This is a genomic window from Janthinobacterium lividum (genome assembly GCF_034424625.1).
GTDB classification, from domain to species: domain Bacteria; phylum Pseudomonadota; class Gammaproteobacteria; order Burkholderiales; family Burkholderiaceae_D; genus Janthinobacterium; species Janthinobacterium lividum.
The window spans coordinates 2,086,569-2,107,620 of the sequence record NZ_CP139976.1; the positions used below are offsets into that span (position 1 = coordinate 2,086,569).

Below are 21,052 nucleotides of genomic sequence, written 5' to 3' on the forward strand. Positions count from 1 at the left end.
TTAAATTATATTCGATTTGTTCGATGTTTATATTCGGACTATGATGGCTGCTCAATTCATGCAAGGAGAGTGCCATGGACTTCAGGATACAAACAGAGCATTGCGGAGGCCGCCGATGAACGGCCTGGAAAGTATTGCAACGGCCCCCATGTGGGCCGGCTTCATCGCCTTTGTCCTGGTGATGCTGGCGCTGGACTTGTTCGTCTTTGGCGGCAACAAGGCGCACAAGGTCAGTGTCAAGGAAGCGGCGACATGGTCGCTCGTGTGGGTCAGCCTGGCCCTGCTGTTCAACGGCGGACTGTGGTGGTATCTGAACGGCACGGCCGGTCCCGAGATCGCCAACCAGAAGGCGCTGGAATTTTTCTCCGGCTACCTGATCGAGAAAGCGCTGTCGGTCGATAACGTGTTCGTCTTCCTGCTGATCTTCAGCGCCTTCCAGGTGCCGATCCAGTACCAGCGCCGCGTGCTGATCTATGGCGTGCTGGGCGCGATCGTCATGCGCGCCGTGATGATCATGGCTGGTGCATGGGTGGTGAGCGAGTTCAGCTGGGTGCTGTACCTGTTCGGCGCCTTCCTGTTGATTACAGGCATGCGCATGCTGGTGGCGGCCGATGCGGAACCGGACGTGGCGAACAACCCGGTGCTGCGCTTTGCCCGCCGCCACTTGCGGGTGGCCGATGGCGACCACGGCGAGCGTTTCTTCGTGGCAAAGGGTGGCTTGCGTTATGTCACGCCGCTGTTCCTGGTGCTGATCCTGATCGAGGTGACGGACCTGGTATTCGCGGTTGACTCGATTCCGGCGATCTTCGCCATCACGACGGACCCGTTCATCGTCTTCACGTCGAACCTGTTCGCCATCATGGGATTGCGGGCCCTGTACTTCCTGCTGGTGGACGTGGCTGACCGCTTCCATATGCTCAAGTACGGCCTGGCGATGGTGCTGGTGTTCATCGGCGCAAAGATGCTGATCATGCCGTGGTACCACGTGCCGGTGGAAGCATCGTTGCTGGTGGTGGCAGTCCTGATCGTGTCGAGCTGCGTGGCCAGCGTGTTCATCACCCGCAGCGACAAGAAGTAAACAGCGAATTTAACAACGATATGGCGCGCCCCGCGTGGCGGTGGCGCGCTTTTTAACCTCACAATGGAAAAGAGATTATGCGTACGTATGAAGTAAACAGTCCCCAGGCAGCGGGACGTATCCTGGCCCTGATGATGGTGGTCGACGGCAACCTGGCCAGCGCCGAGCTGCAAGCCATGCACCGCAGCAAGATCCTCGAGCATATCGACCTGGCGCCGGCCGCCTTCCAGCAACTGCTGCAAGACTTGTGCGACGACATGCTGACGTCGACCGTGCATGGCGCCGTGCAGCTGGCCAATGGCGTGATCGACAGCCTGCTCGATGAAATCGATGACCCGGACTTGCGCCGCAAGCTGTTGCAAGCCATGTGGAAGATCGCCGATGCGGACGATTGGCTGGCCGATGGCGAAGCCGTCTTGCTGGCCCGCGCCAGCGCGGCATGGTCGGCGGAAACGAACTTCCGCGCGCATGCCGCGTGATGCACATCAAGCCGTCTTGTGTCCCATCGCAATGACGGCGGCGCCGGCCAGGGCCAGGCCCACGCCGGCGATGTCCGTCCAGGCCGGCGTGACGCCGTCCACCAGCCACAGCCATCCCAGCGCCGTGGCGATATAGATGGCGCCATACGTGGCATACACCCTGCCGCTGGCGGCCGGGTGCAAGGTCAGCAGCCAGACGAAGATCAAGAGGCTGACGGCGGCCGGCAACAGCAGCCAGGCGCTGCCCTTGTTGCTCAGCCATAGCATGGGCAGGTAGCAGCCCAGCAGTTCGGCCACGGCCGTGACGGTAAACAGCCCGAAGGTGCGGGCCAGTCCAGTCCATTCAATTGCATCGTTCATTGCATTCCTGTTTTTACCGTCAAGCAGCCATTGTAGCTGCCAGGCTGCCGGCCCTGCTATGATCGGGACCGGATCCCGGAGGAAACAAAATGACGACCACCCCAGTGCCACGCGCCTTGCTGCAAGCCATGTTCCAGGCCGCCATCGAAGCGGCCCAGCCATCGCACTGCATACCGCCCCATCTGCCGCCCGCGCCCAAGGGGCGGCTGATCGTCATCGGCGCCGGCAAGGCGTCGGCCGCCATGGCGCAAGCCGTGGAACAGCACTGGCCGGGGCCGCTGTCGGGCCTCGTCGTCACGCGCTATGGCTATGCCGTGCCGTGCGAGCGCATCGAGATCGTCGAAGCGTCGCACCCCGTGCCGGATGCGCCCGGCATGGACGCGGCGCGGCGCATGCTCGCGCTGGTCGCCAATTTGCAGCTTGATGACACGGTGCTGTGCCTGATCTCGGGCGGCGGCTCGTCCCTGCTGGCCTTGCCTTTGGATGGCATCAGCCTGGAAGACAAGCAGGCGCTGAACCGCGCGCTGCTGTCCTCGGGTGCCACCATCGGCGAAATGAATTGCGTGCGCCGCCATTTGTCCGCCATCAAGGGAGGGCGGCTGGCGGCCGCCTGCCATCCGGCCCAAGTCGTCACCCTAGCCATTTCCGACGTGCCTGGCGACAAGCTGGGCGACATCGCTTCCGGCCCCACGGTGGGCGACGCCACCACGTGCGAGGACGCGCTGGCCATCGTGCGCCGCTATGGCATGGACTTGCCGGAAAGCATACGCAAAACGCTGGAAAGCGGGCGCGGCGAATCCGTGAAACCCGACGATCCCCGTCTGGCGCGCACGCACACCACCCTGATCGCCACGCCGCAGATGGCGCTCGAAGCGGCAGCCGCCGTGGCGCGCGCGGCCGGCGTCACGCCGTATATATTGGGCGACAGCCTGGAAGGCGAGGCGCGCGACGTGGGCAAGGTGATGGCCGGCATCGCGCTGCAAACGGCCGCACGGGGCCAGCCGTTTCCCGCCCCGTGCGTGCTGCTGTCGGGCGGCGAAACGACCGTCACCGTGCGCGGCAACGGGCGCGGCGGGCGCAACGTGGAATTCCTGCTGGCGCTGGGCATCGCGCTCGATGGGCATGAAGGCATCCACGCGCTGGCCGGCGACACGGATGGCGTCGACGGCCAGGAAGACATCGCCGGCGCTGTTCTGGCGCCCGACACCCTGCAACGGGCCTGGGCCCAGGGCATCAAACCGCGCGACAGCCTGGACGACAACGATGGCCACGGCTTCTTCCAGGCGCTGGGAGACGCCGTGATCACGGGCCCGACATTGACGAACGTCAATGATTTCCGGGCCATTCTGATTACCTGATTAGTTAAAGTTTTCCAGCACGATTTTTCCTTTCGCCGTATTGCTTTCCAGCAAGGCATGCGCGCGTTTCAGGTTTTGCGCGTTGATCGTGCCGAAGCGCTCGGCCAGCGTCGTCTTGATGGTGCCCGCGTCGACCAGCTGCGCCAGATCCTCGAGCAGCTCATGTTGCTTGAGCATGTCGGCCGTCTGGAACAGCGATCGGGTAAACATCAGTTCCCAGTGCAGGGACACGCTCTTGCCCTTGAACTTGCGCACGTCGATGTGCTCGGGGTCGTCGATCAGGGCGAACTTGCCCTGCGGCGCGATCAGTTCCACGATCTGCTCGAAATGCTTGTCGGTCTGGTTCAGGCTGATCACATAATCGACGGGCGGCAAGCCCAGGCGTGTGATCTCCTGTGCCAGCGGCAGGCTGTGGTCGATCACGTGGTGGGCGCCCAATTCCTTCACCCAGTCCGCCGTTTCCGCGCGCGAGGCCGTGCCGATGATGGTGACATTCGTCAATTGCCGCGCCAGCTGCACCAGCACGGAGCCGACGCCGCCGGCCGCGCCGATCACCAGCAGGGACTTGCCTGTCAGACTCTTGTCGCGGCTGAGCTGCAAGCGGTCGAACAGCAATTCCCAGGCCGTAATGGCCGTGAGCGGCAAGGCGGCGGCCGGGGCGAAGTCCAGGCTGGCGGGCATGTGGCCGACGATGCGCTCGTCGACCAGCTGGAATTCGCTGTTGCTGCCGGGGCGGTTGATGGCGCCCGCGTACCAGACTTTATCTCCCACCTGGAACAGGGTCACGTCGGGGCCGACGGCGGTGACGACGCCGGCCGCATCCCAGCCCAGCACTTCCGGCTGGCCCTCTTTCGGGGCGCGGTTCTTGCGCACCTTGGTGTCGACGGGATTGACGGAGATGGCGTGCACGGCGACGAGCAGGTCGCGCCCCGTGGCGACGGGCACGGGCAGCTCGATGTCGAGCAGGGCGTCGGCATCCGTGATGGGCAGGCTGTGGTGGTAGGCGATGGCTTTCATATTCTTCCTTTGGTAAAACAGTGATGGAGTCGGGTAGGTCGGATTAGCGTGGCTGTACCGCGCGTAATCCGACACCACCATCGGCCACGCCAACAATGTTGTCGGATTACGGTCCTTCGGACCTAATCCGACCTACGCCATACAGGCTTGATGACGTATCATGGCCATTTTCTCGCCAGGGAAAAAGAGGGCGCGTACCGAAACACTTTCAAAGGAATGCTGAAAATTGCTGCGACTCGATGACTTGCAGGTATTTGTGCGCACGGCCGACCGGGGCAGTTTGTCGGCGGCCGCGCGCGAGATCGGCATTTCGCCCGCGCTGGCCAGCGCCGCCGTCAAGCGCCTGGAAGGGGAGCTGGGCTTGCGTTTGCTGGCCCGCACGACGCGTTCGCTGAGCCTGACGGCGGAAGGCACGCAATACCTGGAACACGCGCGGGAAGCCTTGCGCCTGCTGCGCGCAGGCCACGATGCGCTGCTGGCCGGCAAGGACAGTTTCGGTGGAACCTTGAAAATTGCCATGCCCTCCGACCTGGGCCGCAACCTGATGCTGGGCTGGCTGGACGAATTCCAGTCGCGCCATCCGAAACTGCACTATCAGCTCAGCGTCAGCGACCGGGTGGCCGACATGGTGCGCCAGCAAGTCGACGTGGCCATCCGCTATGGCCAGCAAGACGATTCGAGCATGGTCGCCATGCCGATCGCGCCCGCCAACGACCGGGTGCTGGTGGCGTCGCCCGCCTACCTGCGCGAACATGGCCCTCTGCTGGCGCTGGAAGATTTGGCGCAACGCAATTGCCTGCGCTTTGCGCTGGAAGACGGCTTGCACGACCGCTGGACCTTTTACCGCCTGCCCCAGCGCGAGCAAGTGACGGTGTCCGTGAGCGGCAACCGCAGCGCCGACGACGCCGACCTGGTGCGGCGCTGGGCCGTGGCGGGGCTGGGCATCGCCTACAAATCGCGGCTCGACGTGGCGGGAGACCTGGCCGCCGGCCGCCTGCAAGCGCTGTTGCCCGGCGTGGCGGGCGAAGCCACGCCCTTGCACCTGGTCTGCACGCACCGGGCGCAGGTGACGCCGCTGGTGCTGCAGCTGCGCGATTTCCTGCGCGACCAATGTGCTGAGCTATTGAAACAGCATGATTGACGGTGGATTGCTCATTTGCGATGTTCCCGCCGCTCAGCCTGATTTCATCGATTTTTTAGAATCACGTCACTCATGTATTGATTCAAATCGCGAAAATCCTTCACCCGCCAGGCATATGGTGCGATCTTGACGCCATTCTCTTTCAAGGTCTTTGGAATCAAATCGCCATTCGGACGCAGTATGACCGACGATACAATCACGCCCGGATAATCTTTCAGGCGTTTTTTGAAAGCGGCGGTGGTCAGGTCCGGCGTGGGAGGATTGCTTTTATTCGCCAATGGCCCGGTTCCCTTGATCTCTGCTCCATGGCACACGGCGCATCTCTGTACATACAGCGTTTTCCCGTTGAGATTTTCCGCGAAGGAGGATGGTGTTTGAATCAGCGATAACATTCCGAATGCAGCGATAAACAATATTTTCATCTATTTTTTAATATGATTTTTGTATGGATAATGTCTGGTTCGAGAGAAAACGCAGCTGCCATTGCAATACGCCATTCTCCCGATAATATTTTATCCGAGATTATTCATTCGTAATGGTACCCGCGGCACTCTTGCCTGCGAAAGGTTGGCCGGAAAACTATCGCGCTGGATTACAACTCGTTGCAAATGGCAATCATGCGCAGGTCAACCTGGGCGTACCCTCAGGCATTCTGCATGAAACCGCTTGAAGGACTGCCATGACTCCGAACCGACTGTTGCCGACGACCTTGATTTCCCTGCTGTTGCTGGCCGGCTGCGCCGCAACCGAACCTGCCGTCCCGGCCGGTCATCGCGCGCAAACCAGTTCCGCGCAGGACATCGCCATGCTGGAACGGGTCAGCTGGGGCGTGAACGGGGGCAGCGTGCGCCAGGTGCAGGTGCAAGGCTGGAACGCCTACTTGCAGGCGCAGTTGCATCCAGGAAAAGCGGCCTTGCCGCCGGCCATCGCCGCGCAAATCGACGCCATGACCATCAGCCAGGTGCCGCTCGATCAATTGGTGTTTTCTATCGAGCAAAAGCGCAAGGAGTCGGCCGGCGTCATGGATGACATGGCGAAGCAGCAGACGCAAAAGGAGTACCAGCAGGAACTGAACCGCCTGGCGCGCGAAGCGGCCACGCGCTCCCTGTTGCTGGACGTGTATTCGCCGAACCAGTTGCAGCAGCAGCTGAGCTGGTTTTGGCTCAACCATTTCAGCGTGCACCAGGGCAAGCACAACTTGCGCGCCATGGTCGGCGATTACGAGGCGAACGCCATCGCGCCGCACGCGCTGGGGAAATTTCGCGACTTGCTGGGCGCCACCGTCCACCATCCGGCCATGCTGCGCTACCTGGACAATGAAGCCAACGCCGCCAAGCGCATCAATGAAAACTATGCGCGCGAGCTGATGGAGCTGCACACCCTGGGCGTCAACGGCGGCTACAGCCAGGCGGATGTGCAGGAACTGGCGCGCATCCTGACGGGCGTTGGCGTGAATTTGGGCGCGGACACGCCGAAGGTGAAACCGGCGCTGCAATCGCAATACGTGCGCCGGGGCTTGTTTGAATTCAATCCGAACCGCCACGATTACGGCGATAAGCAATTCCTGGGGCAAACGGTGAAGGGCAGGGGATTGGCCGAGCTCGATGAAGCGCTGGACCGCCTCAGCCGCAGTCCGGCCACCGCGCATTTCATCAGCGGCAAGCTGGCCCAGTATTTCGTCGGCGACAATCCGCCCGCACCGCTGGTGGCGCGCATGGCCGCCACCTTCCAGCAGAGCGATGGCATGATCGCCGACGTGTTGCAAACCATGTTCAGCAGCCCGGAGTTCAAGCAGTCGCTGGGCAAGAAATTCAAGGACCCCATGCATTATGTGGTGTCGGCCGTGCGCCTCAGCTATGACGACAAGCCCATCCTGAACGCGGGCCCCATGCTAAGCTGGCTCTTGCGCATGGGCCAGCTCCTGTACGGACGCCAGACGCCGGACGGCTATCCGCTGGCGGACGCCTCCTGGGCCAGCCCCGGCCAGATGACGACGCGTTTCGATATCGCCCGCACCATCGGCTCGGGCAGCGCCGGCCTATTCAAGACGGATGGCCCGCAGCCGCAAGAAAAAGTGGCCTTCCCGCAACTGGCCAGCGCCCTGTATTACCAGTCGCTGCAGCCAGCCTTGAGTCCCGCCACGCGGCTGGCCCTGGAACAGGCCGCCTCGCCGCAGGAGTGGAATACCTTCCTGCTCTCGTCACCCGAAATGATGCACCGCTAAGTTGAAACCGGAGGATTGCCATGAATCGTCGTGACTTGTTAAAAGCCCTGGCCGCCGCACCCTTGTTGACTCATGCGGGCAGTCTGCTGGCCGCACCGGCCACGGATGCGAAGCTGCTGTTCGTCTTTTTGCGCGGCGGCTATGATGCGAACAACTTGCTGGTGCCGGTCGGCAGCGATTTTTACTATGCGGCGCGGCCGAATATCGCCATTGCGAAACCGGGCGAGGAAAACGGCGCGCTGGCCTTGAACGCTGACTGGGCCTTGCATCCAGCCTTGCGCGAGACCATCTATCCCATGTTCACGGGCGGCGAGGCGGCCTTCATCCCGTTTGCGGGCACGACGGATTTGACGCGCAGCCATTTTGAAACGCAGGACACGATCGAGCTGGGGCAAGAGATCAACACGCGCCGCGACTTCCGTTCGGGTTTCCTGAACCGCCTGGTACAGACCTTGAATGGCAGCAAGGCCAATCCGCTCAATCCCGCCATCGCCTTCACGGACCAGCTGCCGCTGATCTTCCAGGGCGGCGTGCAAGTGCCGAACATGGCGCTGCGTTCCGTGGGCAAGTCGGGCATTGATGCGCGTCAAAGCCAGATCATCGCCGCCATGTACCGGGGCACGCCCCTGCAGCAACCCGTCAGCGCGGGCTTTGTCGTGCGCGACGACGTGACGAAGGAGTTGACGGGGGAGATGCAGGCGGCCAACCGCAACGCCATCAGTACCAAGGGCTTTGAACTGGAGGCGCAGCGCATCGCCCGTTTGATGAAGGATAAATACAACATCGGCTTCGTCGATGTGGGCGGCTGGGATACGCACGTGGGGCAGGGCGGCGCCAGCGGCTACCTGGCGGGGCGCTTCGATGAGCTGGGACGGGGGTTATCAGCGTTTTCGCAGGAAATGGGCAGCGCTTGGCGCCATACCGTGGTGGTGGTGGTCAGCGAATTTGGCCGCACCTTCCGCGAAAACGGCAACCGCGGCACGGATCATGGCCACGGCAGCGTGTTCTGGGTGCTGGGCGGCGGCATCAAAGGCAAGCAGGTGGCGGGCGAGCAAGTGGCGCTTGCGCAGGCGACGTTGTTCCAGAACCGCGACATGCCCGTGCTGAATGAATACCGGGCCGTGCTGGGCGGCTTGCTGCGCCGCACCTTCAGCTTGACCTCGGCGCAGCTCGATCACGTGTTTGCCGGCGTGAAACCGGCGGAGCTGGGGCTCGTGTAAATCGGAATGCCACCGTGTTACGCTACGCCTGCGCAACTGGCGCGTAGCGAAAACCGGCGGCTTGTGGCGCCGGGCACGAATGGAGTGGCATGAACGATACCCAGCGCGATATTGTCAGCGCAGGCTTTTCCCTGGCCTTGATCGCCGCGACGGCCTTCGTCATGCAGCGTTTCTTTTTGCCGCTCGTGTGGGCCGGCATCCTGTGCGTGGCTACCTGGCCCTTGTACCTGCGCGTGCGCGCGGCGCTGGGCCAGCGCACCATCGTCGCGGCAGCCGTGCTGACCCTGGCATTTGCCTGCATCTTCATCATTCCCGTGCTGTTCGGCGTGGCGCAGGCGGCGCGCGAAGTACCCGTGCTGGCCAATTTCATCGTGCATGCGAATGCCGACGGCTTGCCCGTGCCGCACTGGGTGGCGCATATTCCGCTGGCCGGCAGCGCCATCGGCGACTGGTGGCTGGCCACCCTGAGCCAGCCGCACGGCCTGGGCCACTTCTTTGCGGGCAGCGCCGTGGGCGGCTTTCATTCCGCGCGCGACATGCTCAAGGTGCTGGGGGCGGACGTGTTCCATCGCCTGGTCGACTTCGGCCTGGCGTTTTTATGCCTGTTTTTCTTTTACAAGGATGGCGAAGCGCTGACGCGCCAGATCACGGCCGTCGGCAGCCATTTTTTGCGTCCCGAACGGTGGGGCCGGTATGCGCAAAAGATCCCCACGGCCATCCGCGCCACCGTCAACGGCCTGGTACTGGTGGGCCTGGCCGAAGGCGTGCTGATCGGCATCGCCTATGCGGTTGCCGGCTTGCCGTCGCCTGCCCTGTGGGCTTTTGCCACGGGCATCCTGGCCATCATCCCGTTCGGCGCGCCGCTCGCTTACCTGTGCGCGGCCGCCTTGCTGGTCTTCCAGGGCAATGTGGGCGCCGCCATCGGCGTGGCCGTGTGGGGCACCATCGTGCTGTTCGTTGCCGACCACTTCGTGCGCCCCGGCATGATCGGCAACGCCACCCGCTTGCCCTTCCTGGCCGTGCTGTTCGGCATCCTGGGCGGCGTGGAAACCCTGGGTCTCGTGGGCCTGTTCATCGGTCCCGTCGTGATGGTGCTGTTCGTTACACTGTGGTACGAAGCGAATGCGACTGACCACGTACCGCCTGCCAACATGCCTTCCAGCATAGCTGCCGACGCAGGTGCCGACGCACTGGCCGGTACAGCTGCCGAAACACCTGCCAGCCCGGCCGCGCCGGAACGCACACAGTAGTGAGGGGTCGGTCAGCGTGCCGCTGGCCGGTACTGAGGCGTTCCCGGCGTGGCCGGACGGAGCTGACTTGATAACAGGGTGCGAACACCTTGTTTTAAAGTCATTCTTAATGTGCCTTGGATAGAATAAGCAACCAACGGCGCATCAGCAGCACTTCAACATAGCCCGGCTCGATGCCCGTACCGCACTCGATCAAGGGATTGACGGTGTAGTAGCGCTTGCGGAAGTCGCGGCAGACGAGGATTTCGCGCTTGCCCATGCGGACGAGGAAAGAGCTTGGGGCGTATTCCAGGCCGAACCGTGAGCCAAAACCGCTATTCAATGTTGCCATGACAATTCCTTTGAGGGAGATGTGTTGAACGAGTCATCAGAATAGCATAAGTACTGTATGAATACACAGCTACTGTATGAATAAACAGTATTTTTTTACTGGTGTGGTTTTTTTGATCAGTACCAGGAACATGAAAGAGAGATGAGTTTGCAAGAGAAAAATGACATGGGCATGACCACGGGCTGGACCACGAAACTGCGCCGCTTCGTCGAGGCGCGCCTGTCGCCCGAAGGCGAGCTGGGCCTGCATATGACGGTGGGCGTGGCGCTGATGCTGGTGGCCATCGTGGTGTTTCACGAAATCGCCGAAGCCGTCATGGGCATGGCCCGGATCACGGTGATCGACTTGCAGGTGGCGCACTGGTTCAACCAGCATGCCGTGCCGTGGATCACCAGCTGCCTGCTGGTCGTCACGCACATGCATGGCGTGATCGGCGCCATCACCCTGGCCGTCTTGCTGGGATGGTATCTGCACCGCAAGGGCGCCGATTACTGGCTGTTTACCCTGGTCATCACCATGCCGGGCGTCATGTTTTTGAACCTGCTGCTAAAGTACATTTTTGTCCGCGCGCGGCCCAGCTTTGACGAGCCCATCTTGCAGACGGCCCTGAGCACGTACAGCTTTCCCAGTGGCCATACGGCCACCTCGACGGCCCTGTACGGCTTGCTGGCCGCCTACCTGATTTGCCAGACGGCACCGGGCGCGTGGGGCAAGCGCATCGCCATTGCGCTGGGTGCTTTCCTGATGGCGTCACTCGTGGGCTTCAGCCGCATTTACCTGGGCGCGCATTACCTGAGCGATGTGCTGGCGGCCATGGCGGAAAGCTATGGCTGGCTGGCCATCTGCATCGCCGGCGTGTCGACCCTGCGCCGCCGCCGGCATATCCGGCAAACCAAATAAGGGGTACGATCCTGAGCAAGATTGCAGTCATCATCAATGCGGGCGCCGGTTGCGGCTATGCGCCCGACTGGGCGCAGCAGCTCGAAGCGGCTTTTGCCGCCGTGGGACTCGACGCCGCCATCACCCTGGCGCAAAGCGGCGCCGACATGATCGCCACGGCCGAGCAAGCCCTGCGCGATGGCGCGCCCATCGTCGTGGCCGGTGGCGGCGACGGCACCATCAATGCCGTCGCATCCGTCGTTGTCGGCAGCGGCACGCCGTTTGGTGTCTTGCCGCTGGGCACGCTGAACCATTTCGCCAAGGATTTGAATATCCCGCTCGACCTTGATGCGGCCATTGCCAATGTAGCGCAGGGCGTGCGGCACCAGGTCGACGTGGGCGAAGTCAATGGCCGCATCTTCCTGAACAATTCCAGCCTGGGCCTGTATCCCGATATCGTGCGCGACCGCGAAAAGCAGCAGCGCCGGCTGGGACGGGGCAAGTGGCTGGCCTTCAGCTGGGCGCTGGTGGCCGCGCTGCGCCGCTACCCATTCCTCAGCGTGCAATTGAAACTCAACGACGCCGTGCATGCGCGGCGCACGCCTTTCGTCTTCATCGGCAATAATGAATACCTGATGGAAGGCTTGAATATCGGCGAGCGCGAACGGCTCGATGGCGGCCAGCTGAGCTTGTACGTGGCGCAGCGTCCGGGCCGCCTGGGCTTGCTGAAGCTGGCCTTGCACGCGCTGTTTGGCAAGTTGTCGCAAGCCAAGGATTTCGACGTGTTGACGGCCACTGACCTGGAGATTGCCACGCAACACCGCCGCCTGCGCGTGGCCACCGATGGCGAAGTGACCGTCATGAATACGCCGCTGCATTACCGCATCCGCACGGCCGCGCTCGATGTGATCGTGCCGGCGCCCGTACCCGCAGCCAGCTAGGAGAACGCCATGCGTACCATCGTGCATTTGTCCGACTTGCATTTTGGCAGGGTCGATGCTGACCTGCTGGCGCCCCTGCGCGCGCTCGTCGAGCGCCTGGAACCGGACGTGGTGGTGGTCTCGGGCGACCTCACGCAGCGCGCCCGCAGCGCCCAGTTCCAGGAAGCACGGCATTTTCTCGACAGCTTGCCGGGGCCGCAGATCGTCGTGCCGGGCAACCATGACGTGCCACTCTACAACGTCGTTTCCCGCTTCCTGACGCCGCTGGTGAAGTACCGGCGCCATGTGACGGACGATTTGTCGCCCGAATATGTGGATGAGGAAATCGCCGTGCTGGGCATCAATACGGCCCGCTCGATGACGTTCAAGGATGGCCGCATCAGCCACGAGCAGATCGATTTCCTGCGTGAACGCCTGGGCAGTTTGCCGCCCGGTTTGACGCGCATCATCGTCACGCACCATCCATTTGACTTGCCCGAGCACTTCGACGAGGATGACCTGGTGGACCGCGCCCCGCAGGCGCTGCAAATGTTTTCCGAATGCGGCGTGGATTTGCTGCTGGCCGGGCACTTGCACGCCAGTGTGGCGGGCAACACGGCTGAGCGCTACAAGATCGCCGGCTACGCTGCCCTGATGGTGCAGGCGGGCACGGCCACGTCCACGCGGAGCCGGGGCGAGTCGAACTCCTTCAACGTGCTGCGCGTGGAAAATAGTTGTATTCGCGTCGAGCGCTACAGCTGGAATGAGGACAGCGCCGACTTTGAAAAGGTCAGCACGGAAGCGTTCGAGTGCCAGGGCGGGGTGTGGGCCAGCTTGCGGCCGCTGTAGGTCGGATGAGCGGGGCAAGGCCCCGCGTAATCGGACGCTATTGTTGGCTTTGGTAATAGCTGTGCTGATGTCGGATTACGCTGCGCTAATCCGACCTACGCCGACCTGCACCTGTCGTCGAGTGGCCGGCAAAATGGCCAGGGCTAGGCGCGTTGCCGAAGACAGTACGAATAGTACGGCGAGGCAATGCAACAACGCCCTGGACTTTTTGATGGCTACTCCGCTACAGCCAGTAGTTCATGAAGCGGGCCGCCCACTCCTTCATGCGGTCGGCAATCGGCCGCGTTTCCCATTTCGCTCTGGTGATTTCTTCCGAGTCGCGCAAGTCTTCCTGGAAGGCGTTTTCCATCTCCCTGCCGAAGCTGTCGCCCAGCACGATCACGTTCAGCTCGCTGTTATGCAGGAAGCTGCGCATGTCGATGTTGGTCGAGCCCACTGTCGACCAGGCGCCGTCGATGACGGCCGTCTTGGCGTGCAGCACGGCCAGTTTCAAGTGGAAGATGCGGATGCCGCCGGCCAGCAGCTGGTCGTACAGCGCGTGTCCCGCATGGAATACGAGGCCGCTGTCAGACACGCCCGGTAGCACGACGGTGACATCCACGCCCCGTTTCGCGGCCGCGATCAGGGCGTCGACCGTCTGCTGGTCGGGCACGAAATAGGCGGACGTGATGTGGATGGATTTCTTGGCTTCCTGGATGGCCAGGATATACGCCTTGTAGATCTCGAAGCCGCCCTCCGGCTCGCTGGCCACCACGCGCACCAGCTTGTCGCCCACTTCCGACAAGGTCGGGAAATAATTGGCGTCCGGCAAGTCGGCCTGGTCTTGCTGAGCCCAGGTGCGGATGAACAGCCACTGGAAGGCGGCCACGGCCGGGCCTTCGACCTTCACATGGGTATCGCGCCAGCCCACGTCCTTCTTGTCGGTGGGTTTCGATTTCGAGCGGAACAGCGAGCTTTTCGCATAGGTATCGCTGATATTGATGCCGCCCGTAAATGCCATCTTGCCGTCGACGATCAGCACCTTGCGGTGGTCGCGGTTATTGATCTTCCAGTCGTCGCCCTTGAGCTTGGCGGGATTGACGGGGTTGAAGGCCACCAGGTGCACGCCGGCCGCGCGCATGCGGTCAAAGAACGCTTGCGGCACGCCGAGGGTGCCCACGCTGTCGTAGATGACGTTGACCGTCACGCCCGATTGCTGCTTTTCGATCAGCATGTCGGCAAATTTGAGGCCCAGCGGATCCTGGTCGAAGATATATGTTTCCAGGTTGATGCTGTTCTTCGCTTCGCTGATGGCCTGGAACATGGCGGCCATGGTTTGCGGGCCGTCAAACAGCAGGGTCACCTTGTTGCCCTTGATCAAAGGCACGCCCGTGGCCGCCTCTTCCAGCGCCGCCTGGGTTTTCAAGTCCATGCCGGACTTGGCCCAGCGCTTGTTGAGCAGGGCGGCGCGGCTGTTGACGTTCAGCACGGCGCCCTTGCCCGTGATCACCTTGGGCTTGGCCACCGGCTCCAGGGTGGTGTTGAGGTTCTTGACATTGGGCAGCGAGGCGCATGCAGCCAGGGTCCAGCACAGCAGTAGGGCGGTGAGGCAGGGTTGCATGCGCCGAGCGGTCATTTTTGAGCCTTGGTGGTGGGTGACAGGTTTGCCGAATCATCGGCCAGTGCCAGTGGCGGCGGGTTTTTTGAACCGAAGAAGAAGACGATGGGCGACCTCAGGAAGCGCTTGCCCAGTATCTTCAACAACTGCATGCCGTGCTTGAAGCGTACCTGGCGCGAACGCAGGGCCACCCACAGGGCCAGGCCGAAGCTGACCAGCAGGTTGGCCGTGCCGATGGCGAAGATGCCCGACAGCGACTTGACGGCCAGTTGCCAGCTCATGTTGTGGTCCAGGCCCACCAGGGCCGTGGCGAAGTTGGCGGCCGAGAAGGTGATGTGGCGGATATCGATGGGCAAGCCGATCAAAAAGCCCAGGGTGCCGATGGAGCCGAGCAGGATACCGAAATAGAAGTTACCCATCAGTCCGCCCAGGTTATTTTCCAGATACAAACCCAGCCGTTGCAGGCGTTCCTGGCCGATCACGCGGCCCAGGCCGCGCAATTGCGCGATGCGCTGCGCCCAGCGCGTGTACAGGGCCTGGTTGTCATAGTAGCCGGAAATCAGGCCGGCCACGAACAGGCATACGCCGGCGATCATGGCGTAGAAGATGGCGGGGCTGCCGATGGGGTCGATATCGTGCAGCAAATGCATGGCCTTCTCGGGCGTCACCAGGTTGTGTCCCGTAATCGCCTTGTAGCCGAGCGCGATCAGCCAGGCCGTGGGAATCGCGGTCGCCAGGTTGCCCAGCACGGCCATGTTTTGCGTGCGGAAGACCTTGTTGATCAGTTCCGCCATGCTGTCGAGGTCGATATTCCTGCCATCCTTGCTGTGCAGGCCGGCGGCGATGCGCGACGCCGTCATGGCCGGCTGCTTGGTGGCCACCGTGAAATGCAGCAAGTGGATGAACATGAAGCCGATCGAGTAATTCATGCTGAACATGAAGGCTTCGACCAGCGGCGCCGAGCGCAGGTAGGACATCAATATCTTGAACAGGGCCATGAAGCCGATGATCACGCCCGCGCCCGCGGACGAGAGGAACATGGCGCCCATTTCGCGGCGGTTTTCCGCGATGTAGTGCTCGCCCGTGCGGCTGGCGTTTTCCGTCACATTGCGCGCCAGCAAGTTGATATTGTCGGAAAACAGGTCGCTGACCTTGTACTTGTGGTTGTGCGCGCGTATCAGTTCCAGCGCCAATCCGACGGCGCCCGCGCGGCGGCGGCTGACGGGCTGCGGGTACAGCAAGTCTTGCGTGGCATCGACCGTGATGGCGGCGATGTCCACGTTGTTGGAGGCAGGCAGCTCGCCGCTCGTGTCGACGAGGAACAGCAGCTTGCGCAGGCGCTCGATGCTTTGCGCCAAGGCCACCAATAAATACGTGAGGGGAATGCTGGTGCCCTGGTACAGCGCCTTCTTGCGGATCTTGGCGATGACGGCATCGCACTGGTCCAGCATCACCAGCAAATGGCGCGCATCCTCGATGTGCTCGAGATCGCCGTGCAGCAGATTCGTGTAGGCATCCAGGTAGGCGTTCACTTCCGTGTTCTGCACCATGAACGGCGACTGGAACACTTCGATTTCGCTGTGGAAACGCGTCAGTTCCGGCTCCAGGCCCATGGCGCAGACCCGGTAGGACAGGGTGCGGATGGCGTCGAGCATGCCCGGCAGCATGATATTGCCATCGCCGACGGCCAGTTCGACCTCGTCGCTGGTGAGCACGTCGAACAGTTCCAGCCAGTCCGTGGCGGGCACGTTGCTGATCCACAAATAATCGGTTTTCAGGTACAGCACCTGGTCGAGCGCGTCGTTCAGATATTCGTCGCCGAGGGCGGGTGGCAGCATGCGGTAGGCGATGCGGCGTTTCAATTCCGTGAAGAAACCGCTGTTCGACAGCACGCCGATGTCGGTGTACAGGCTGGCGTGGCGGCGCGCGGCCAGCACGCGCAGCACGTATTCGTGCAGGGCGCGCGCTTGCGCGGGGTTACCTTTGAGAAGCTGGCGCAGGGTGCGCACGTTGGCAATCGCGGTAGCGCTGTCGTGGGGGCGCTTGGGACGCAGTGAGTTGAATAATTCCACCAGCAAGTCGATATTGCTGGAGTTGGGGTCAATGCGTTCGAGGATAGCTAGCATGCAGAAAAAACGGGCGAGCCGCTGTCGGTAAAACCAGTAGTGTACCGCCTGCGTCAAATCGCGCAACGTTCGCCACCGAACATTGCTTTACGGCAGGGCCTGCATTTAACGCCATTTTGCCGCAAATTAGCTGAATCATGGTCAATATTGCGTGTTGTCAGTGTGCGACTCTTTTCCTGGGCTAAGCTGAAGTTTCTGTTGTACAACGCACGGACGCTGGACAAAAAGCGGGGATAAGGTAACACTGAGATCAGACACACAGCGCATGTCCTGATCAATACCGGGAAGTTTCAATTCACGTTACCGAGATATTTATCATGAAGACCTCGTATTTTGCGCTTGCTGTGATAGGGATGGGGCCTTTCGCGCTGGGCGCGACGGCCCAGGCTGCCGATGGCGCAGGCAGTGCCGCATCCAGTAACATTGCCGTGTACGGCGTGCTCGACGCGGGTATGGTGGCCGAGCGGGGCTGTGCCGCCAATTGCGCCGGCGCCAAGGTGTCGGGCGGCGTCGCGTCCGGTTCGCGTCTGGGCGTGCAGGGCCGCGAGGCGCTGGGTAATGATGTCACGGCCGTGTTTACCCTGGAAGCGGGCATCCAGAACGACACGGGCCAGTCGGAAGAGGGCCGTTTGTTCGGCCGCCAGGCCTACGTGGGCCTCGACAGCCGCCTGGGCGCGCTGACCCTGGGGCGCCAGTACAACCTGCAATACCTGACCCTGACTGATGTGGCCGACCCGTTCAAGGGCGGCATGGCCGGCAGCGCCAGCAACCTGGCCGGCTACAGCGTGAAACGCTACGACAATACCGTCAAATACGTGACGCCCGCCTTGCGCGGCGTGACTGCCAGCGCCATCTACAGCTTTGGCGAGTCGCCGTACAGCAACGCCAACAACCGCGCGTATGGCGCCACCCTCGGCTATTCGGCCGGCGCCGTGAATGTCAGCGTGTCGCACCAGCGCAAGAATAACCTCATCCTCGCTTCCGGCACCTTGCCCGCCATCGACATGTCAGCCCGCAACACCCTGATCGCGGCGAATATCGACCTGAAAGTGGCCACCGCCTTTGCCGCCGTGGGCATCAACAAGGGCTATGGCAGCTCGCCATGGGACCCGAACAATGCCTACAGCGCGCTGGCCCTGTCGATGTCGTCGTCGGACAGCCGCGACACCTTGCTGGGCGTATCGGTGCCCGCAGGCGGCTTCAAGCTGCTGGCTTCGTACGTGCGCAAGGATGACCGCGACCTGGCCAACCGCGACGCCAGCCAGATGGCCGTCGGCCTCACGTACTCGCTGTCAAAGCGCAGCGATTTCTATGCGTCCTACGCGAAGATCCACAACAAGAACGGCGCTCGCTACACGGTGGGCAATGCCAGCGATGCGGGGCGTGGCGATGCGGCGTTTAATCTCGGCTTCCGTCACGGTTTCTGAGCTGCGCTCGCCGATGGGGCAGGGCAGCTTGCGCCCAGCCATTTGCCGTTGCTCGTCACATTCACCTGTTCCGGCGTGCCGCGCGCGCTGGTGGTCACCGCCAGTTGCATGCTGAACGCCTGGTCGCCCGTAAACAGTACCTTGCCTTCGCCGCTCGATTTCGGATTGGCGCAAGTGAACGAGACATTCATGCCGCCCGCGATATCCGTGTTTTTCGATTTGCAGTCACCGGGCTGGCCCGTGGGAATCTGCTTGCGCGCCGCCATGTCCGGCGTCACGCATGCCGTCACGCGCACGGCGCCATCGGCGCCCACGGTGGGCATGGCCATGCCGCGGCTGGCCGCCATGCTTTCCAGCTGCTTGCGTTGATCGGGAGGAAGGTTGCCCAGTTGCTGCAGCACCATGGACATGGCGTTGTCGGTGGCGGCGTCCGGCGACGCCATCTTGCTGTCGACTTGCCACAGGCCCGGCTTGATGGTGGCGGACTGCGAGGCGGCCATGGCATTGGCGTGGGCGCCGAGGGCGGCGCAAGCCAGCAGGGTCAGGCGTAGCAGGGATTTTTTCATCGTGGGGTCTCCGGTATGGGCAGACCCCAGCATACGGCATGGCAAGCGGGGCACGCTTGCCATTGTGTTACAAACTGTGATCGGGCTCGATGCGGCGCACGTCCACGCAGGCGATGCGGCGCTCGTCGGCCTCGATGATTTCATAGCGCAAGTCATCGAGCTCCAGTACTTCGCCCACGGCCGGCATGTTTTCGAAATGCGCCAGCAGGAAGCCGGCCAGCGAGTTGTATTCGCCGTCTTCGCTGACCAGGGTTTCCGTTTCGAACACTTGCTCCAGATAATGCAGGTCCGTCGCGCCGTCGATGCGCCAGTGGCCGGGGCCCAGCACTTCCACGTCGGGCTGCTCGTCCTCGTCGGGAAATTCGCCGGCGATGGCTTCCAGGATGTCGATCGGCGTCAGCACGCCCTGCACGGTGCCGAACTCGTCGACCACCAGCACCAGCTGGCCGCGCGAGCGCTTTAACGTTTCCATGGCTTTCAGCACGCCGGCCGCTTCCGGCACGACGACGGCTTCGCGCATGCTGTCCGGGTCGATCTTGCCACGCGAGACCAGATCCTCGATGAGGTCCTTGCTGCGCGCGATGCCGACCACATTGTCGAGGTCATCATTGCAGACAGGAATCATGCTGTGCGGCGTGTCGCGCAGCAGTTGCAGCATCTTCTCGCTGCTGTCGTTCAGGTTGACCCACGACACGTTGCCGCGCGGCGTCATGACGGAGCGGATCGAGCGTTCGGCCAGGGTCAGCACGCCGCTGACCATGTTGCGCTCTTCCACGCCGAAGGCGGAGACATCGGGCATTTCCTTGACTTCGTGCTCTTCCACGGCTTCGCGGCCCTTGCGTCCGCCCAGCAGGCTCAGCACGGCTTGCGCCGTGCGGTCGCGCAGGGGGGCATTCGACTGCAGCTTGAGGAAGTTGCGGCGCGCCAATTGATTGAAGAATTCGATGACGATCGAGAAACCGATAGCGGCGTACAGATATCCTTTCGGAATGTGGAAGCCCAGGCCCTCGGCCACCAGGGAGAGGCCGATCATCAGCAGGAAGCTCAGGCACAGCACCACGACGGTGGGGTGGGCGTTGACGAAGCGCGTCAGCACCTTCGACGCCAGCATCATGACGACGATGGAAATGACGACGGCGGCCATCATCACATACAGGTTTTCCACCATGCCGACGGCCGTGATGACGGCGTCGAGCGAAAAGACGGCGTCGAGCACGACGATCTGCGCCACCACCAGGCCGAAGCCGGCATAGACCTTCGGGCCCGTCTGGGCGTGCGTGATGCCTTCGAGGCGCTCGTGCAGCTCGCTGGTTGCCTTGAACAGCAGGAACAGGCCGCCGAGGAGCAGGATCAGGTCACGCCCTGAAAACGAGAATGTCCATATGGAAAACAATGGCGTGGTCAGGGTGACCAGCCAGGAAATCAGGGAAAGCAGGCCCAGGCGCATGACGAGGGCCAGGGTCAGGCCCAGCACTCTAGCCTTGTCGCGCTGGTGCGGCGGCAGTTTCTCGGCCAGGATGGCGATGAAAATCAGGTTGTCGATACCCAGTACGATTTCCAGTACGACCAGCGTCAGCAGGCCGACCCAGATTGTCGGGTCAAATAACCATTCCATGTGTGTAACCTTGTAAAGTCGATCAGTGTAAAGCGTGCCTGGCGGCTAAAGCCCCGGGCGCGTGGGTGCTGCATGCATGTCTTCAGGGGCGGACGCGCGGCGGCCGGGTGGCCAGCCGCACGTCCGCTTCGGCAAGTGCGCCCGGTCCCGCTTGCCAAATGATGGCGTAAAACGGCACGGCCTGGCGCGAGCTCGGGTACAGCGTGATGGGGTCGTTGTCGCATTCTTCGCTACTGCAGCTATCGCAGCTGTCGCCAGGCAGGCCCGCATGGAGGCTAGCGCCGGCACCTTCGATGCCGAAGGCGGGCGTGGCGCTAGCGCCGGCCGCGATTGCATGCTGGAATGGGGAAGGGCTGGCGTAAGCCATGCTGGCAAACGCCTGGGGTAACGCGATGAAAACAAAAAGGCAGAGCAGGACGAGAGCTCGTCTCATATACAGGCAGATAGTTCTGGAACGGTCGAGTATAACACGCCTGTATGGCAGCCTGATGACAGAGGCTTGCAATAGTGATACGTATGCCGTAAATTATGAAATAGCAATAATTTCACGTGGCGGCGAAGACGCAGCGCGGGCCCCGTGACTATTCTTGCGTTCGTATCACATTGCGCCTGCGC

Annotated in this window: 20 protein-coding genes; 11 read left to right on the top strand and 9 right to left on the bottom strand. The window is 62.3% G+C overall.

The genetic code is table 11. The features are described from left to right. Positions 1-115 precede the first annotated feature (115 nt). Positions 116-1,078: a TerC family protein gene (locus U0004_RS09500; protein WP_035826186.1), complete on the top strand. Its 963-nt coding sequence runs from the start codon at positions 116-118 to the stop codon at positions 1,076-1,078. Positions 1,079-1,155: 77 nt separating this feature from the next. Beyond that, a complete protein-coding gene (locus U0004_RS09505; RefSeq protein ID WP_034786369.1) occupies positions 1,156-1,557 on the top strand; it encodes a tellurite resistance TerB family protein in 402 nt (133 codons plus the stop codon). Positions 1,558-1,563: 6 nt separating this feature from the next. Here the strand turns inward: U0004_RS09505 and U0004_RS09510 are convergent, their stop codons facing one another. Beyond that, entirely contained in the window at positions 1,564-1,917 is a 354-nt protein-coding gene (locus U0004_RS09510; RefSeq protein WP_034786368.1) for a YnfA family protein, read from the bottom strand. Between the two features lie 89 nt (positions 1,918-2,006). Here U0004_RS09510 and U0004_RS09515 point away from each other — a divergent pair, with 89 nt between their 5' ends. Beyond that, complete coding sequence (locus U0004_RS09515; protein WP_070255149.1) at positions 2,007-3,275, top strand: glycerate kinase type-2 family protein; 1,269 nt, start codon at positions 2,007-2,009, stop codon at positions 3,273-3,275. On the opposite strand, the gene U0004_RS09520 is transcribed toward U0004_RS09515, so the two are convergent. Then, positions 3,276-4,292 (bottom strand): zinc-binding alcohol dehydrogenase family protein, encoded by a 1,017-nt coding sequence (locus U0004_RS09520; protein ID WP_070255146.1) that lies wholly within the window; start codon positions 4,290-4,292, stop codon positions 3,276-3,278. It abuts the gene before it with no gap. A gap of 226 nt (positions 4,293-4,518) precedes the next feature. Between U0004_RS09520 and U0004_RS09525 the strand changes: the two genes are divergently transcribed. After that, positions 4,519-5,433: a LysR family transcriptional regulator gene (locus tag U0004_RS09525; protein ID WP_070255143.1), complete on the top strand. Its 915-nt coding sequence runs from the start codon at positions 4,519-4,521 to the stop codon at positions 5,431-5,433. A 44-nt stretch (positions 5,434-5,477) separates the two neighbouring features. Here the strand turns inward: U0004_RS09525 and U0004_RS09530 are convergent, their stop codons facing one another. Beyond that, complete coding sequence (locus U0004_RS09530) at positions 5,478-5,855, bottom strand: c-type cytochrome (protein WP_070255140.1); 378 nt, start codon at positions 5,853-5,855, stop codon at positions 5,478-5,480. 257 nt (positions 5,856-6,112) lie between these two features. On the opposite strand from U0004_RS09530, the gene U0004_RS09535 reads away from it, so the two are divergent. The 3 genes from U0004_RS09535 (at position 6,113) to U0004_RS09545 (ending at position 10,127) form a co-directional block, all read left to right on the top strand. Next, complete coding sequence (locus U0004_RS09535) at positions 6,113-7,657, top strand: DUF1800 domain-containing protein (protein WP_070255137.1); 1,545 nt, start codon at positions 6,113-6,115, stop codon at positions 7,655-7,657. A 20-nt stretch (positions 7,658-7,677) separates the two neighbouring features. Continuing rightward, on the top strand, positions 7,678-8,877 hold the full coding sequence (locus U0004_RS09540; RefSeq protein WP_070255134.1) for a DUF1501 domain-containing protein: 1,200 nt from the start codon (positions 7,678-7,680) through the stop codon (positions 8,875-8,877). 89 nt (positions 8,878-8,966) lie between these two features. Continuing rightward, positions 8,967-10,127: an AI-2E family transporter gene (locus tag U0004_RS09545; protein ID WP_081345561.1), complete on the top strand. Its 1,161-nt coding sequence runs from the start codon at positions 8,967-8,969 to the stop codon at positions 10,125-10,127. Positions 10,128-10,233: 106 nt separating this feature from the next. Here U0004_RS09545 and U0004_RS09550 read toward each other — a convergent pair whose 3' ends face one another. Continuing rightward, positions 10,234-10,458 (bottom strand): hypothetical protein, encoded by a 225-nt coding sequence (locus U0004_RS09550; RefSeq protein ID WP_010396348.1) that lies wholly within the window; start codon positions 10,456-10,458, stop codon positions 10,234-10,236. A gap of 141 nt (positions 10,459-10,599) precedes the next feature. Between U0004_RS09550 and U0004_RS09555 the strand changes: the two genes are divergently transcribed. Genes U0004_RS09555 through U0004_RS09565 form a run of 3 tightly spaced genes read left to right on the top strand, consistent with a single transcriptional unit; the run spans position 10,600 to position 13,106 of the window. Further along, positions 10,600-11,358, top strand: a complete 759-nt coding sequence (locus U0004_RS09555) for a phosphatase PAP2 family protein (RefSeq protein WP_230522637.1) — start codon at positions 10,600-10,602, stop codon at positions 11,356-11,358. 11 nt (positions 11,359-11,369) lie between these two features. Next, positions 11,370-12,278: a diacylglycerol/lipid kinase family protein gene (locus U0004_RS09560; RefSeq protein ID WP_092612656.1), complete on the top strand. Its 909-nt coding sequence runs from the start codon at positions 11,370-11,372 to the stop codon at positions 12,276-12,278. A gap of 9 nt (positions 12,279-12,287) precedes the next feature. After that, complete coding sequence (locus tag U0004_RS09565; protein WP_070255131.1) at positions 12,288-13,106, top strand: metallophosphoesterase family protein; 819 nt, start codon at positions 12,288-12,290, stop codon at positions 13,104-13,106. A gap of 223 nt (positions 13,107-13,329) precedes the next feature. Here the strand turns inward: U0004_RS09565 and cls are convergent, their stop codons facing one another. Together cls and U0004_RS09575 are read right to left on the bottom strand one after the other, a co-directional pair. Beyond that, positions 13,330-14,706: a cardiolipin synthase gene (cls, locus tag U0004_RS09570; RefSeq protein ID WP_370385374.1), complete on the bottom strand. Its 1,377-nt coding sequence runs from the start codon at positions 14,704-14,706 to the stop codon at positions 13,330-13,332. An 11-nt stretch (positions 14,707-14,717) separates the two neighbouring features. Then, positions 14,718-16,829 carry a site-specific recombinase gene (locus U0004_RS09575; RefSeq protein WP_070255302.1) on the bottom strand — a complete coding sequence of 704 codons (2,112 nt, stop codon included), beginning with the start codon at positions 16,827-16,829 and terminating at the stop codon, positions 14,718-14,720. Between the two features lie 317 nt (positions 16,830-17,146). Between U0004_RS09575 and U0004_RS09580 the strand changes: the two genes are divergently transcribed. Beyond that, complete coding sequence (locus U0004_RS09580; protein ID WP_070255125.1) at positions 17,147-18,256, top strand: porin; 1,110 nt, start codon at positions 17,147-17,149, stop codon at positions 18,254-18,256. Here the strand turns inward: U0004_RS09580 and U0004_RS09585 are convergent. From U0004_RS09585 to U0004_RS09595, 3 genes are all read right to left on the bottom strand, one after another. Then, the gene (locus U0004_RS09585) at positions 18,244-18,822 is read right to left on the bottom strand and encodes a DUF3617 domain-containing protein (protein ID WP_070255122.1); all 579 of its coding nucleotides are present in this window, start codon (positions 18,820-18,822) and stop codon (positions 18,244-18,246) included. The genes U0004_RS09580 and U0004_RS09585 overlap by 13 nt on opposite strands. A gap of 67 nt (positions 18,823-18,889) precedes the next feature. Next, entirely contained in the window at positions 18,890-20,437 is a 1,548-nt protein-coding gene (locus U0004_RS09590; RefSeq protein ID WP_070255118.1) for a TerC family protein, read from the bottom strand. Between the two features lie 82 nt (positions 20,438-20,519). Then, a complete protein-coding gene (locus U0004_RS09595) occupies positions 20,520-20,804 on the bottom strand; it encodes a hypothetical protein (RefSeq protein ID WP_070255115.1) in 285 nt (94 codons plus the stop codon). Positions 20,805-21,052: the final 248 nt, after the last annotated feature.